This is a genomic window from uncultured Bradyrhizobium sp. (assembly GCF_947648125.1).
Lineage (GTDB): Bacteria > Pseudomonadota > Alphaproteobacteria > Rhizobiales > Xanthobacteraceae > Bradyrhizobium.
This window is the reverse complement of sequence record NZ_CANSMR010000010.1, coordinates 13,528-28,902: the sequence shown is the minus strand read 5'-3', so window position 1 is coordinate 28,902 and position 15,375 is coordinate 13,528. Positions and strand designations below refer to the sequence as shown.

Here is a 15,375-nt window from a genome sequence, read left to right as displayed (position 1 = left end):
TCGCATAAAATCCACATCGCCGGCCGCATTTTTTCACAGCGGATTCTGCGTTCACGGTCTGGACTCTTACTCGCCGAGTCCGGTTGGGACTATTCTGGATTGATTCGAGCGCGACGGGGGGTCTTCGTCGGGCTGTCGGGTCCTGCTCGGGCATGATCCCCGGACAAACGTCGTACGTTTGCCGTGAGGGAATACCGGTCTCCTGTTTTCCGGATCATGCCTTAAGGTTTGTGCGTTCTGGGGCAACATATGTCGGGCGTAGTCGCGGCAATGCGTCGAACCCTGCTGTCATGCACCTCACTGGCGCGCGACGGCATGCTTGGGCTCGCCATCACCGCATTGCTGCCGGCCCGGACGTCCTTTGCCGCTGAAAGCCTGGTGACCCAGGCGATGTCGGATCATTTCGGCTTCAATCACCAGGAGGTCGCGGTCCTCGCGACGTCGTTCGCGCTGGTCGGCTTCTCCGTCGTCGCCGCGATCCTGTTGATGCGCACCCGCCTGCGCGCCACGCGGAACGAGGAGCAGCTGCAGTCCGAGATCACGGACCTGCAGGCGCAATCGGACCGGCTGCGCGCGCTGCTGTTCGTCGAACCGCAGGTCCTGATCTCCTGGGCCGCGGGCGACAACCGGCCGCAGATCTCGGGCGACGTCTCGCTGGTGATGTCGCAGGAAAGCGCGCCGCAACGCATCCTCGCCTTCGGAACCTGGCTGCCGCCCGAGCCGGCGCTGCAGATGGACCACGCGGTCGACGCGTTGCGCGAGAAGGGCGAGGCGTTCCTGCTCAACCTCTCGACCTCGGCCGGCCGCGCCATCGAGGCGATGGGCCGCGCGATCGGCGGTCAGGCCATCGTGCGGATCCGCGAGCTCGGCGGCCTGCGCCGCGAACTCGCCGAATCCAACCTGCGCTACAAGACGCTGCAGGAGGAGACCGAGCTGCTGCGCGATTTCGCCGCCGCCGCACCATGGCCGATCTGGGCCAAGAGCCTCGAGGGCAATCTGCGCTACGCCAACGCGGCCTATGTCCGCGCCACCGAGGGCAAGAGCGTGTCGGATGCGCTCCAGCGCAACCTCGAACTGCTCGAAAGCGACCAGCGCGCCGAACTGACCCGCGCGCTGAACGACAATGCCAATTATGCCGCACGGCTGCCGATCGTGGTCAGCGGCGAGCGGCGGATCTATGACGTGCAGGCGCTCAAGCTCTCCGGCGGCAGCGCCGGTATCGCGATCGACGCCAGCGAAGCCGCGGCTTTGCGCGCGGCGATCGCGCGGATGGTCGAAGCGCACCGGCGCACCCTCGACCAGCTATCCTCGGGCGTCGCGGTGTTCGATGCCGACCGGCGGCTGACCTTCTACAACGAGTCCTATCGGCGGCTGTGGGGCCTCGACCAGGCTTTCCTCGACAGCAATCCCGACGATTCCAGCGTGCTCGACCGGCTGCGCGCCAACCGCAAGCTGCCCGAGCAGCCGGATTTCCGCGCCTGGAAGGCCAAGCTGCACGAGGCCTATCGCGCGGTCGAATCCGAGACCTACACCTGGTTCCTGCCCGACGGCCGCGCCATCAGCGTCGTCACCACGCCGAACCTCGAGGGCGGCGTCACCTATCTGTTCGACAACGTCACCGAGAGCCTCGACCTCGCGCGCCGCTACGACCGCCTGACGCGGGTGCAGCGCGAGACCCTCGACAATCTCGGCGAGGCGGTCGCGGTGTTCGGCAGCAATGGCCGCGCCGAGCTGTTCAACCCGCCTTTCGCCAAGATGTGGAAGCTGCCAGCCGATGCGCTGCAGGGCGAGCCGCATATCGAGGCGGTGGAAGCGCTGTGCCGGCCGCTGTTCGACGACGCGCTGACCTGGCGGACGCTGCGCGAGCAGATCACCGCGATCGAGAACCGCGCCCAGGTCGCGCTCAAGCTCGAGCGCAAGGATGGCAGCGTGCTGAATTGCATGACCATCCCGCTGCCCGACGGCAAGACCTTGCTGGCCTTCCAGGACATCACCGACACCGAGAATGTCGAGCGGGCGCTGCGCGAGCGTAACGAGGCGCTGGAAGCCGCCGACCAGATGAAGGTGGATTTCGTCCACCACGTCTCCTACGAGCTGCGCGCGCCGCTCACCACCATCATCGGCTTCGCGCATTTCCTCAGCGATCCATCGACCGGGCCGCTGACACCGAAGCAGGCCGAATATCTCGACTACGTCACCAAATCGACCAACGCACTGCTGGCGCTGACCAACAACATTCTCGATCTCGCCACCATCGACGCCGGTGCGATGAAGCTCGAGCTCGGCCCGGTCAATATCGGCCAGGCGATCGAGGCCGCCGCCGAAGGTATCCAGGACCGTCTCGCGACCGACCGCATCACGCTCAAGGTCGATATCGAGCCCAACATCGGCGCCTTCGTCGGCGACGAGCGGCGCGTGGTGCAGGTGCTCTACAATCTGCTCGCCAATGCGGTCGGCTTCTCGCCGCATGACGCCACCGTCACGATCAGCGCGCAGCGCACCGAGCACAGCGTGGTGTTTTCGGTGACCGACGCCGGTCCCGGCATTCCCGCCGAGATGCGCGACAAGGTATTCAACTGGTTCGAGAGCCATTCGCACGGCTCGCGGCATCGCGGCGCGGGGCTCGGCCTGTCGCTGGTCCGCTCCTTTGTCGAACTGCATGGCGGACGGGTGCGCGTCGATTCGACCGTAGGCCGCGGCACGACCGTGACCTGCGACTTCCCGATCGACCAGACCGCACATCGCAACGCCGCGGAATGACGGCGACCGCGACATTCTCGGTGGCACTCGCGAACGAGACCGCGACGGCCGAGCTGATGGCCGACCTCGCGCTGCTGATCGGCGCCGGCGACGTCATCACGCTGTCGGGCGACCTCGGCGCCGGCAAGACCGCGGCCGCCCGCGCCCTGATCCGCTACCTCGCGACCGACGATACGCTGGAAGTGCCGAGCCCGACCTTCACGCTCGCTCAGACTTACGAGCTGCCGTCGTTTCCGCTGGTTCATGCCGACCTCTACCGCATCAACGATGCCAGCGAACTCGAGGAGATCGGGCTGTCGCCATTGCCCGACGACATCGTGGCGCTGATCGAGTGGCCGGAACGCGCGCCGGACGCCATGCCCGCGGATCGAATCGACATCGCGTTCAGCCACCGCCCGGCGCTCGGATCGGCGGCCCGCGCGGCCGAGATCACCGGCTACGGCAAGGCCGCGGCGAAGGTTGCGCGGCTCAACGAGCTGCGCCAGTTCCTCGAGCGCGGCGGCTTCCTCAACGCCCGGCGCGAGCGCATGCCGGGCGATGCCTCGACGCGCTCCTATGCGCGGCTGCGCAACGACGACGGCAGCGTCATCCTGATGAACTCGCCGCGCCGCCCCGACGGCCCCGCGATCTACAACGGCCGGTCCTACAGTGCAGCGGTGCATCTCGCCGAGGACGTCAGGCCTTTCGTCGCCATCGGAAACGGCCTGCGCAAACACGGCTTCTCCGCACCCGCGATCCGCCACATCGATCTCGAATCCGGCTTCCTGATCACCGAGGATCTCGGCGCCGAAGGCGTGATCGAGGGCGACCCGCCGCAGCCGATTGCCGAGCGTTACGAGGCCGCCGTCGACATGCTGGCGGCGTTGCATCGCGAGGCGCTGCCCGACACGCTGCCGGTAACATCAGACGAGAGTTACGACATCCCCGTGTTCGATATCGACGCCTGGCTGATCGAGATCGGGCTGATGCTGGAATGGTACTTGCCCGATCGCGGCGTGCAGCCGAGCGAGGAGCTCCGCACCGACTTCCTCGGGATGTGGCGCGGCCTTCTGCAGAAGCCCGCCGCGGCGCCGCAGACCTGGGTGATCCGCGACTTCCATTCGCCGAACATCATCTGGCTTGCCGAGCGCACCGGCATCCTGCGCGTCGGCATCATCGACTTCCAGGACGCGCTGCTCGGCCCTGCGGCCTATGACGTGGTGTCGCTGCTGCAGGATGCGCGGATCGACGTGCCCGAGCAACTCGAGCTGTCGCTCTTGACCCGCTACATCAAGGCGCGGCGCGCCACCGACGAGAGCTTCGATCCCGCCGGCTTCGCCGAGCTCTATGCGATCATGTCGGCGCAGCGGAACACCCGCCTGCTCGGCACCTTTGCGCGGCTCAACCGCCGCGACGGCAAGCCGCAATATCTGAAGCACCAGCCGCGGATCTGGACCTACCTCGAACGGTCGCTGGCCCATCCGGCGCTGGCCACCTTCCGCATCTGGTACACAGCCAACGTCCCTCCCCCAGTACCTTAGTTTACGGGTTATTAGCCTTGGGTCTCCTAAGGTTGCCAAGGCCGCATGTGATCCAAGGCGCGGCCGATCGGGAGCAGGACCACACAATGGGGACGGAACGACGCAAGGGCGATCGTGTCACGTTTGAGCGCGGCATAGCCGCGCACATGATGGGCATTGACGGCACCTGGCGGCGCGACTGCACCATGGAAGACGTGTCGGAGACGGGCGCCAAGCTCTCCGTCGACGGCTCGGTCGAGGGCCTGAACCTGAAGGAGTTCTTTCTGCTGTTGTCGTCCACAGGATTGGCCTATCGCCGCTGCGAGCTGGCATGGGTCAATGGCGACCAGATCGGCGTCAACTTCCTTAAACAAGGCGACAAGAAGAAGAAAACTGCCAAACGCGGTGCGCAGGCTGCCGACGTCTAGGCCCCGTTGCCGTCTTACGGCCGTCATGTCCGGTGACTATGGCGTCTGATCGATGCGCTTGCCGAATCGCCGTGATATGATCGGCGCCGAGAGATGATGACCGAGAATATCAGGAAAATGCCCGTCACTCCCCACAAGGCTATGGTGCTCGCTGCGGGCCTCGGCGTGCGCATGCGCCCCCTGACGAACACCATGCCGAAGCCGCTGGTGAGCGTCGCCGGTCAGCCGCTGCTCGACCATGTGCTCGACAAGCTCGCCGGCGCCGGCGTCAGCGAAGCGGTCGTGAACGTGCATTACCTGCCCGACCAGATCATCGAGCACGTCAAGACCCGCAGCCGCCCGCGCGTCATCATCTCCGACGAGCGCGACCAGGTGCTCGGCACCGGCGGCGCGGTCGCGAAGGCGCTGCCGCTGCTCGGCGATGCGCCGTTCTTCCATCTCAATGCCGACACGATGTGGATCGACGGCGTGCGCTCCAATCTGGCGCGGCTGGCGGAAGCCTTCGACCCCGCCCGGATGGATATTCTGCTGCTGATGGCGCCGACCGCTTCGAGCATCGGCTATAGCGGCCGAGGCGACTATTCGATGTTGCCGGACGGCGCGCTGCGCAAGCGGCGCGAGAACCAGGTGGTGCCGTTCGTCTATGCCGGCGCCGCGATCATGTCGCCTGCGCTGTTCGCCGACGCCCCCGCCGGCGAATTCTCGCTGACCAAGATGTTCGACCGCGCCAACGAGCAGGAACGGCTGTTCGGCCTGCGCCTCGACGGCGTCTGGATGCATGTCGGGACCCCCGATGCGATTCAGGCCGCGGAAGAAGCTTTCCTGGAAAGCGTCGCGTAAGGCGGGTTGAATGGGCTTGCCGCGCTTTCGGTTCACCTCTCCCCGTCGGGGAGAGGTCGGATTGCGCCTGGCGATGCGAAGCATCGTCCAGTGCAATCCGGGTGAGGGCTCTTGCTGTCTCGATAGACCGTAACCCCTCACCCGATTTGCTACGCAAATCGACCTCTCCCGAAGGGAGAGGTGAAACCTAGACCCACTCGTCAATCATCGACGTCGATGGCGAGCACCGCAAAACTCGCGAGCCAGTGTTCGCCCATATAGTCGCTGGCGATATGCGGCAGGCCGGCGTCGAGATGAGCCCGCGCGGCATCCAGCAGGATCGGGCGGCGCACATCGCCCTCCGGCAACGCGCCGGCCAGCGCGCGCCAGCACCATGCCCGGCTGAGATTGAGTCCATCGAGATGCGCAAGCTTGCCGTCCGACCGATCGGTGACCGTGGCGGGCCGGAACAGGGTTGCGGGCTCGCGTTGCGTGAGCCGCGGCAGGAAGCGGTCGAACCAAGGCAGGAAGTCGCCGGGCGCCAGCAGCCGGCGCATGCATTCCGCTTCGATCAGCGCAGACGACTGGAAGTCGTCGCCACTCGGCTCACCCCAGGCGGGGCAATCCTGATCGGCGCCGTACCAGCGCCGCGCCGTCTCGCGTAACAGCGCACTGAGCGCATCGTCCTGCGTCACCGCGGCATAGTTGGCGGCCATGCGAAGTCCGAACCCGGTGTTGAAATGCGTGCCGACCCGCACCGGATAGGTGGCGAGCGGCAGGAAATCGCGGAAGCGCTGCGCGAAGATTTGGGCCAGCGGCGCGATTTGCTCGCGCCATCGCGCCTCATTGAGCAGCGCGAGCTCTGCCGCAAGCTTCAGCAGCCAGCCCCAACCGTAAGGCCGCTTGAAGCCGCGCGCCGTCGGGGCCGCGAGATAGGCGCATTCGGCCGCGACCTTCTCGGCAACGAACTGTGCGTCAAACAGCGTGCGGATATCGCCCGCTACTTCGGATGCCGGATAGCGGCGCAGCAGCCGGGCAAGCATCCAGTAGCTATGGACGCAGGAGTGCCAGTCGTAGCTACCGAAGAACACCGGATGCAGTTCGCGCGGCGGGCGTGCGTCCTGCGGACCCGCCAGCACATGATCCGGCTTGTTCGGATATTCGCGCGTGACATGGCCTAGCGCGATGCGGGTGAAACGGCCGGCGAGGTCTTCGGTCAGGATCGTCTCGCTCATGACGGGGCTTTCTCCCTTCGCTCGCGCCGAACCAGCAGCTCGATCAGGCGCGGCATCATATAGATCGGAAACTGCGTGGCGGCGAAGAACAGCGCCGTCATCGGCGACACCGCCGCGCCCATCGCCGACCAGACCAATCCGACGTTGCGGTTGCTCAGAATGAGGCCCGTGGTCAGCCGCTCGGCCAGCGGACCCGGCGTGAGCAGCGCGCCAAGCGCCTGCAGCGCGAGATTGCAGGCGAAGGCAAGGCCCACCAAAGTCAGCGCGGTGGCCGGCTGCGCTTCGATCTGTGCACGCACCCCCGCCATGGTGGAAATCGCGAACACGAGCAGCGAGGCGAGCACGAGGGCGTCGATGATGCGCGAATGCCGCACCAATTGTGCAGCGGCCTGACGGCGCAGCAGCAACGCCAGCGCGCCGGCGCCGACAACCAGCAGCGCCAGCCGCGTGGCGAGCGCCAGCGGATCGAGCGCAAGACCGGCAAATCCCGCTGCGATCAGCGGAACCGTGACCGGAGCCAGCGCCATCGACAGCAACGTCACGGCGAGCGGAATGGTCGCGTCGAAGCCGAGCATGCGCGCGACCGCCGCCGTGCCGGTCGATGGCGGCGCGCACACCGACAGCACCAGCGCAACGATCAGCTCCGGCCGAAATCCGGCGCCGCGCGCTGCGAAGCCGACTGCAAGCGGACAAGCCAGCATCGCCAGCGCCGGCAATAGCAGCGAGACCAGCGGACGCCCCAGCGCGCGCCGGAACGCCGCCCCGTCGACCTGGAGAAAAGTGCCGAGGACGAGAACGAAGATCGCCGTCGCCATCAGCGGGCGCACGCTGGCCGCCAGGGCCGGGAAAGCCAGCCCGGCCAGCACGCCGACGATCAGCAAGGTCGGCCCGCGCGGCATCAACTTCGCGAATGATCGTCCCAAGTTCTTCCGCCTCGTCGTCGTATCGGTCGGGACCGTAGGCTTGTGCAAATCATTGTTGAAATCGATTATTCTTATGAGCATTATTGCTGTGATGAATTTATCCGCTGTCGATCTCAACCTGCTGGTCGCCTTCGAGGTGCTGATGGAAGAGCGCCACGTCACCCGCGCGGCCGAGCGCATTGGCCTCGCCCAGCCCTCGATGAGCAGCGCGTTGCGCAGGCTGCGCGCGCTGTTTGCGGACGAACTGTTCCTGCGCGCCGGCGCGGGCATGCAGCCGACCGAAAAGGCATTGGCCCTGGCCGGGCCGATCGGAGAGGCGTTGCGGCAAATCAGGGGCGCGCTGGCGCCCGATCGGAGCTTCGATCCGGCCACCGCGCGACGGCGCTTCACCATCGCTGCGACCGACTATGGCGACCTCGTTCTGGTGCCGGAATTGAGCCGCTTGTTGCGTATGGAGGCGCCGGGCATCGACCTTGCCGTGCGTCCGCTAACTGACTCGACGGCGGCCCTGGCCAAGCTCGAGCGCGCCGAACTCGATGCACTGATCGGCGGCCATCTGCCGGACTCGCCACGCTGTGTCCGACACCGGCTGTTCGAGGAACGCTTCGTCTGCATCCGCGACGGCGCGCGCGCGGGCCGATCGCAGGCGCTCAGCCTGGAGGATTACGCGAGCCTGCCGCATGCGCTGTTCTCCGCTGCCGGCGGCGACGGGCTGCCGAGCGTGATCGACGCGCTGCTGGCGCGCCATCGGCTGAAGCGGCGGGTGGCCGTGACGCTGGCACATGTGGTGGCCGTTCCCTTCGCGGTGGCCGGCACCGATCTGATCGCCACGATGGCCGAACGCGTCGCCCGCCGCTTCACGCATCTCGCCGAAATTGCCGTCGTGATGCCGCCGATCGACATCCCTGCCTTCGCGATCGACCTGATCCATACAGTCCGCGCGGCTGAAGATCCGGCGCTACGCTGGTTCCTGGATGCCGTCGATCGCAGCACCAGCCGCCTGCGATAATCAGCTGACACGGTTGAGCGAGAGGGGTGGCTAACGACAGCCGCCGCTCCCTATATTGGCGCCTGATTCGAACCAGGCAGCCCATGCGCGTTTTCAGCGTTCCCGTCTCCGCGCCGTTCCTGCGCACCGTGATTTCGGCGCTGGTCGATGGCCGGCTGGTCGCGGGATTCGAGGCACGCAACGATCCCGCAAAGCTCGCTGGCGCCACGCTCTATCTGCCGACCCGCCGCGCCGGACGGCTGGCGCGCGAGATCTTCCTCGATGTGCTCGATTCCGACGCCGCGGTGCTGCCGCGCATCGTCGCGCTCGGCGAGATCGATGAGGACGAGCTCGCCTTCGCCGACCAGGGCGACGACGTCGGCGGCGTCGCGCCGCTGGAGATTCCGCCGAGACTCGGCGAGCTCGAGCGTCGGCTGACGCTGGCGCATCTGGTCGCGGCCTGGGCGAAGACGCCGGTGTCGGCGCCGCTGGTGGTCGGCGGCCCGGCTTCGACGCTGCAGCTCGCCGGCGACCTGGCGCGGCTGATGGACGACATGGTGACGCGCGGCGTCGACTGGCGCGCGCTCGACCGCCTGGTGCCGGACCAGCTCGACAAATACTGGCAGCATTCGCTCGACTTCCTGTGCATCGCGCGCGACGCCTGGCCGAACTACCTCAAGGAGATCGGCCGGATCGAACCCGCGGCACGCCGCGACCAGCTGATCGAGGCGGAAGCGGCACGGCTCACCGCGCATCCCACGGGCCCGGTGATCGCGGCCGGTTCGACCGGTTCGATGCCCGCCACCGCAAAATTCCTCCACGCGGTGGCGAAGCTTGCGAACGGCGCGGTGGTGCTGCCCGGGCTCGACACCGATCTCGACGAAGAGTCCTGGGACACGATCGGCGGCGAACGCAGCGACGACGGCAGGTTCACGACGCCGCCCTCGTCGAACCACCCGCAATTCGCGATGCACGCTTTGCTCGACAGCTTCGGCATCAAGCGCCGCGACGTCGAGAGCCTGGCCGAGCCTGCGCCGCTCGGCCGCGAGGTGCTGGTGTCGGAGACGATGCGCCCCTCGACCGCAACCGCGCAGTGGCACGACCGGCTGGAGCGGCCCGAGATCGTGGCGCGGATTTCCGCCGGGATGACCCATCTCACCGTGGTCGAGGCGCCCAATCCGGAAATGGAGGCGCTGGCGATTGCGGTCGCGATGCGCGAGGCGCGGCATCTCGGCAAATCGGCCGCGCTGGTGACGCCGGATCGCGCGCTGGCACGCCGCGTGATGGCCTCGCTGACCCGCTGGAAGCTGGAGTTCGACGATTCCGGCGGCGATGCGCTGATGGAAACGCCGGCCGGCGTGTTCGCCCGCCTCACCGCGGAGGCCGCGGCCAAGGGGCTGGAGCCGCCGACCTTGCTCGCGCTGCTCAAGCATCCGCTGTTCCGGCTCGGCGGCGCCCATGGCGTGCTGAAGCGCGCGATCGAAGTGCTGGAGATCGCGCTGCTCCGCGGCACGCGGCCGCAGGCGGGAACCGGCGGCCTTGCACGTGACTTTGCGCGCTTCCGCGCCGAGCTTGTGAAACTCAACAGTGGCGAGACTTCCTCGCTGCATCGACAGGAGCAACGCGCCCAGCTGCGCGACAACGATCTCGACAAGGCACAGGCCTTGATCGCGAAACTTCAGGCGGCGCTGACGCCGCTGGAAGGCATGGCGTCGTCAAAGCCCTATGACTTCGCCGAGCTGGCAGCGCGTCATCGCGAGGCCCTGATCGCCCTGTCGGCCGACCAGAACGGTGTCGCCGTCGTGTTCGAGGAGCGCGCCGGCGCGTCGCTCGCGTCCGCCTTCGACGAGCTACTCGCCAAGCAGCAGCCGAGCGGGCTGGCGACGCCGCTTGTCGATTATCCCGAGGTGTTCCAGACCGCGTTCGCCGACCGCATGGTGCGGCGGCCGGAATCGGCGCGCGCACAGCTCAACATCTTCGGTCAGCTCGAGGCGCGTCTGACCGAGTCCGATCGCGTCATCCTCGGCGGCCTGGTCGAAGGCGTCTGGCCGCCGGCGCCGCGGATCGATCCGTGGCTGAGCCGGCCGATGCGACATGAGCTCGGGCTCGATCTCCCCGAACGGCGCATCGGCCTGTCGGCGCACGACTTTGCCCAGCTGCTCGGCCATGACGAGGTGATCCTCACCCATGCGGCCAAGGTCGGCGGCGCGCCCGCGGTCGCCTCGCGCTTCCTGCACCGGCTCGAAGCGGTGGCGGGCGAAGCGCGCTGGAAGGCGGCGACATCGGCCGGCGAAGCTTACGTGCAATATGCCGCCGAGCTCGACCGGCCCGACACGGTCCAGCCGATCGAACAGCCGGAGCCGCGGCCACCGCGCGAGGCGCGGCCGCTGAAAATGTCGGTCACCGCGATCGAGGACTGGCTGCGCGATCCCTACACGATCTATGCGCGCTACATCCTGAAGCTCGATCCGCTCGATCCCGTCGACATGCCGCTGTCGGCGGCGGATCGCGGCTCCGCAATCCACGAATCGCTCGGCGAGTTCACACAGGTTTATGCCGACGCGCTGCCTGACGACATCAAGAGCGCGCTGCGCGACATCGGGGCCAAGCATTTTGCGCCACTGATGGAGCGGCCCGAAGCGCGCGCGCTGTGGTGGCCACGCTTCCAGCGTATCGCGGCGTGGTTTTCCGAATGGGAGCAGGCGCGGCGCGGCAGTATCGACGCGATCAAGGCCGAGATCCGCGGCGAGATCGGCATTCCGCTTGACGCTACGAGGACGTTCACGCTCTCCGCGCGCGCCGACCGCATCGAGCGCCGCGACGACGGCAGCTTTGCGATCCTCGATTACAAGACCGGCCAGCCGCCGACCGGCAAGCAGGTGCGCATGGGCCTGTCACCGCAGCTGACGCTGGAAGCTGCGATCCTGCGTGAGGGCGGCTTTGCTGACATTCCGGCGGACTCCTCGGTCGGCGACCTCGTCTATGTCAGGCTGAGCGGCAATAACCCGCCGGGCGAGCAGCGTTCGCTGGAGTTGAAGATCAAGACCAACGACACGCCGCAGCCGCCCGATGAAGCCGCCGACAGCGCGCGGCGCAAGCTGGAAGCCTTGATCCGCGCATTCGACGACGAGCAGCAGGCCTACACCTCGCTGAACCTTTCGATGTGGGCCAACCGCTACGGCGCCTATGACGACCTCGCGCGCATCAAGGAATGGTCCGCCGCCGGCGGCCTGGGGATCGAGGAATGGTGAAGGCACCCCGTCCGATCCCGCCAGCGGTGCGCGACGCGCAGGCGCGCGCGTCCGATCCGAAAGCGTCGACCTTCGTGTCGGCCAATGCCGGTTCCGGCAAGACCCACGTGCTGGTCCAGCGCGTGATCCGCCTTTTGCTGTCGGGCGTGCCGCCTGAGAAGATCCTCTGCATCACCTTCACCAAGGCCGCCGCGGCCAACATGGCCGAACGCGTGTTCACGACGCTCGGCCATTGGGTGACGCTGGACGATGCCGCGCTCGATATCGCGATCCGCGAGGCCGGCATCGCGCATCCCAGCGCGACACTGCGGCGCGAAGCGCGCAAGCTGTTTGCCTGCGCGCTGGAGACGCCCGGCGGCTTGAAGGTGCAGACCATCCACGCGCTGTGCACCCGTCTGTTGCAACAGTTCCCGTTCGAGGCCAACGTGCCGGCGCGCTTCGCCGTGCTCGACGACCGCGACCAGAACGAAATGATGGAACGCGCCAATCTCGCGGTGTTCCTCGAGGCGTCGCGGATTCCCGACAGTCCCATCGGCCGCGCGCTGCGGACGGCGATGGCAAACGCCGCCGACGTCACCTTCAAGGAGGTGGTCCGCGAGGCGTGCCTCAGCCGCGACCATTTCATGGCCTGGACCGATGCCGCCGGCAATGCCGCAGCCGCAGCCGCGCAGATGTCGGCCGCGCTCGGCGTCGCTTCCGATATTCGCATCGAGGATGTCGAGCGCGAGATTGTCGACGGCCCGAACCTGCCGCGGTCGGGCTGGAAGGAGATGGCAACGCTCCTCGACACCAGCAGCAAGGCGGACCAGAAGCAGGCCGAGCGGCTGCGGAACGCGCTGACTTTTACCGGGGCAGCCCAGGTCGACGAATATCTCGGCGTCTTCCTGACCGACGATCGCGCGCCGCGCGCGTCTGTCATCACCAACAATTTCATCAAGAAGAATTTGGTCGCGGGCAACAGGTTCGAGGCCGAGATCGACCGGCTCGGTCCGCTGATCGAGCGCCGCCGCGCCGTGGTCGCGCGCGACCGCACCGAGGCGCTGATCCACATCGCGACCGCGGCGGCTGCCCACTACCGGCGCGAGAAGCTGGAACGCGGCCTGCTCGATTATGACGATTTGATCGACAAGACGCTGGCGATGCTCGACCGCGTCTCCTCGGGCTGGGTGCATTACAAGCTCGACCGCGGCGTCGATCACGTGCTGATCGACGAGGCGCAGGACACCAGTCCGCGGCAATGGGACATCGTCGCCCACATCATCTCGGAATTCACCTCCGGCGCCGGCGCGCGCGATGGCCTGGTGCGCACCGTGTTCGCGGTCGGGGACGAGAAGCAGTCGATCTTCTCGTTCCAGGGCGCCGCACCTCGCGAGTTCGACCTGCGCCGGCGCGAGCTGAAACGACGATTCGAGGAAGCCGGGCTGAAATTCGATCCGGTGTCGTTCACCTATTCGTTCCGCTCGGGACCGGTGATCCTGCATTCGGTCGACCATGTGTTCCGCGAGCAGGAGATCTTCCGCAGCATCCATGCGGTCGAGAACGGCTATCCGATCCACAATGCGATGGCTGACGCCGGCCCCAGCCTGATCGAGCTCTGGGATCTCGCGGTTGCCGACGACCGCCAGGACATCGAGGGCTGGCGCGCACCGTTCGACGGCGTCTCGGTGACCAGCCCCGAGGTGAAGCTCGCGCGGCGCATCCAGGCCGAGATCAAGCGCCTCGTCACGAGCGGCACCATGACCGGCAGCGCCGGCGGGCGGCGGCCATTGCGTTACGGCGACATGCTGATCCTGGTGCGGCGGCGCGGCAACGCCTTCGACGCGGTGATCCAGGCACTGAAGCACGCCAACATTCCGGTCGCCGGCGCCGATCGATTGAAGCTGACCGAGCACATCGCGATCATCGACCTGATGAACCTCGCCGACGCGCTGCTGCTGCCGCAGGACGATCTCGCGCTCGCGGTGGCGCTGAAGAGCCCGCTGTTCGGCCTCGACGATGACGATCTGTTCAAGCTGGCGTACCAGCGCCGCGGCTCATTGCGCGAGGCGCTGGCCGCGCAGGCGCCGACCGATGAGCGGTTCGCGGCCGCGCTGCGCCGTCTCGAACACTGCGAGCGCCGCTTCACCCAGGAGACGCCGTTCGCGTTCTACGCCTGGCTGCTCGGCGGCGACGGCGGACGGGCGCGCATCCTGCGCCGGCTCGGCCACGAGGCCAACGACGCGCTCGATGAATTCCTCGAGCTCGCGCTGGGCTATGAGCGCAAGGCGCCGGCCTCGCTGCAGGGCTTCGTCGCCTGGCTGCGCGCCGCCGATACCGAGGTGAAGCGCGACATGGAGATTTCGCGCGACGAGGTGCGCGTGATGACCGTGCACGGCGCCAAGGGCCTCGAGGCATCGGTGGTGTTCCTGGTCGATACCACGACCTCGCCGTCGGACACGCAGCGGCTGCGGCTGATCCATCTGCCGCAGGGCAACGCCGCGCCGAACGCGCCCGGCGTCGTGGTGTGGGCCGGCAAGAAGGCCGAGGATCCCCCCAATGTCGCCGACGCGCGCAAGGCGATGCTCGGCGACACCGAGGACGAATATCGCCGCCTGCTCTATGTCGCGATGACCCGGGCGGCCGACCGGCTGATCGTCGGCGGCTGCATGCCCGGCAACATGAACACGGTGCGGAAATCCTCCTGGTACGACCTGATCACCAAGGGGCTCGCCAATTCCGGGCTCAAGCTCGAAGAGCTCGAGACGCCAGCCGGCAAGGTGATGCGCTATTCGCGGCCGGATGACGTCGCCGATCTCACCGGCGCTGCTGCATCAACGGCCGTGGCGCCGATCGCGCTGCCGTCCTGGCTGCGGACCGCAGCCGCGCCTGAAGCCTCCGCCGCGGGCGTGTTGCGCCCGTCCGATCCGGCTGAAGGCGACAGCCATCCGATACGAACCGGCGAATCGGTGCTGCTGCGCGCCCGCGCCCTGCAACGCGGCACGTTGGTGCATCGGCTGTTGCAATCGCTGCCCGATGTCGCCACCGAGCGGCGGCGCGCCGCCGCGCTTGGCTACCTCGCGCGCAATGCCGACGGCTGGAGCGAGCAGGAGCAGGCCGCGCTCGCAGATCAGGTGCTGGACTTGATTGCCGATCCGCGTTTTGCTGCGGTGTTCGCGCCCGGCAGCCGCGCCGAGGTCTCGATCGTCGGGCGGCTGGAGCGGCCGGGCCAGCCGAAGGCGCTGGTCTCGGGCCAGATCGACCGGCTGGTGGTGACGCCGGACCATGTTCTGATCGTCGATTTCAAGACCAACCACGCCCCGCCGAAGACCGCGGCCGAGGCACCACGGGGCTATGTGCGGCAGCTCGCGCTCTATCGCGCGGTGCTGGCGAAGCTTTATCCCCAACTGCCCGTCCGGGCGGCGCTGCTTTGGACCGAAACGCCTGAAATCATGGAGATTTCCGCCCCCGCGCTGGACGCCGGGCTGGCATAAGA

General features: G+C 67.4%; 9 protein-coding genes. 7 read left to right on the top strand and 2 right to left on the bottom strand.

The genetic code is table 11. From position 1 onward, the window contains the following. The first annotated feature begins 249 nt into the window (after positions 1–249). The 4 genes from Q0030_RS19030 (at position 250) to Q0030_RS19015 (ending at position 5,527) form a co-directional block, all read left to right on the top strand. A complete protein-coding gene (locus tag Q0030_RS19030; RefSeq protein ID WP_298370190.1) occupies positions 250–2,760 on the top strand; it encodes a PAS domain-containing sensor histidine kinase in 2,511 nt (836 codons plus the stop codon). After that, positions 2,757–4,280 carry a tRNA (adenosine(37)-N6)-threonylcarbamoyltransferase complex ATPase subunit type 1 TsaE gene (gene tsaE / locus Q0030_RS19025; RefSeq protein WP_298370187.1) on the top strand — a complete coding sequence of 508 codons (1,524 nt, stop codon included), beginning with the start codon at positions 2,757–2,759 and terminating at the stop codon, positions 4,278–4,280. The genes Q0030_RS19030 and tsaE overlap by 4 nt, the downstream gene beginning before the upstream one ends. An 86-nt stretch (positions 4,281–4,366) precedes the next feature. Further along, entirely contained in the window at positions 4,367–4,687 is a 321-nt protein-coding gene (locus Q0030_RS19020) for a PilZ domain-containing protein (RefSeq protein WP_163156892.1), read from the top strand. 117 nt (positions 4,688–4,804) lie between these two features. Beyond that, positions 4,805–5,527 carry a nucleotidyltransferase family protein gene (locus tag Q0030_RS19015; protein WP_298370179.1) on the top strand — a complete coding sequence of 241 codons (723 nt, stop codon included), beginning with the start codon at positions 4,805–4,807 and terminating at the stop codon, positions 5,525–5,527. Positions 5,528–5,727: 200 nt separating this feature from the next. On the opposite strand, the gene Q0030_RS19010 is transcribed toward Q0030_RS19015, so the two are convergent. Further along, positions 5,728–6,741, bottom strand: a complete 1,014-nt coding sequence (locus Q0030_RS19010; RefSeq protein ID WP_298370176.1) for a DUF2891 domain-containing protein — start codon at positions 6,739–6,741, stop codon at positions 5,728–5,730. Continuing rightward, positions 6,738–7,316 (bottom strand): hypothetical protein, encoded by a 579-nt coding sequence (locus Q0030_RS19005; protein ID WP_298370173.1) that lies wholly within the window; start codon positions 7,314–7,316, stop codon positions 6,738–6,740. Before Q0030_RS19005 ends, Q0030_RS19010 begins: the two co-directional genes overlap by 4 nt. On the opposite strand from Q0030_RS19005, the gene Q0030_RS19000 reads away from it, so the two are divergent. From Q0030_RS19000 to addA, 3 genes are all read left to right on the top strand, one after another. Continuing rightward, a complete protein-coding gene (locus Q0030_RS19000; protein ID WP_298370171.1) occupies positions 7,294–8,673 on the top strand; it encodes a LysR family transcriptional regulator in 1,380 nt (459 codons plus the stop codon). The genes Q0030_RS19005 and Q0030_RS19000 overlap by 23 nt on opposite strands. Positions 8,674–8,756: 83 nt before the next feature. Then, a complete protein-coding gene (gene addB / locus Q0030_RS18995) occupies positions 8,757–11,903 on the top strand; it encodes a double-strand break repair protein AddB (RefSeq protein ID WP_298370169.1) in 3,147 nt (1,048 codons plus the stop codon). Then, entirely contained in the window at positions 11,897–15,373 is a 3,477-nt protein-coding gene (gene addA, locus Q0030_RS18990; RefSeq protein WP_298370167.1) for a double-strand break repair helicase AddA, read from the top strand. Before addB ends, addA begins: the two co-directional genes overlap by 7 nt. Positions 15,374–15,375: the final 2 nt, after the last annotated feature.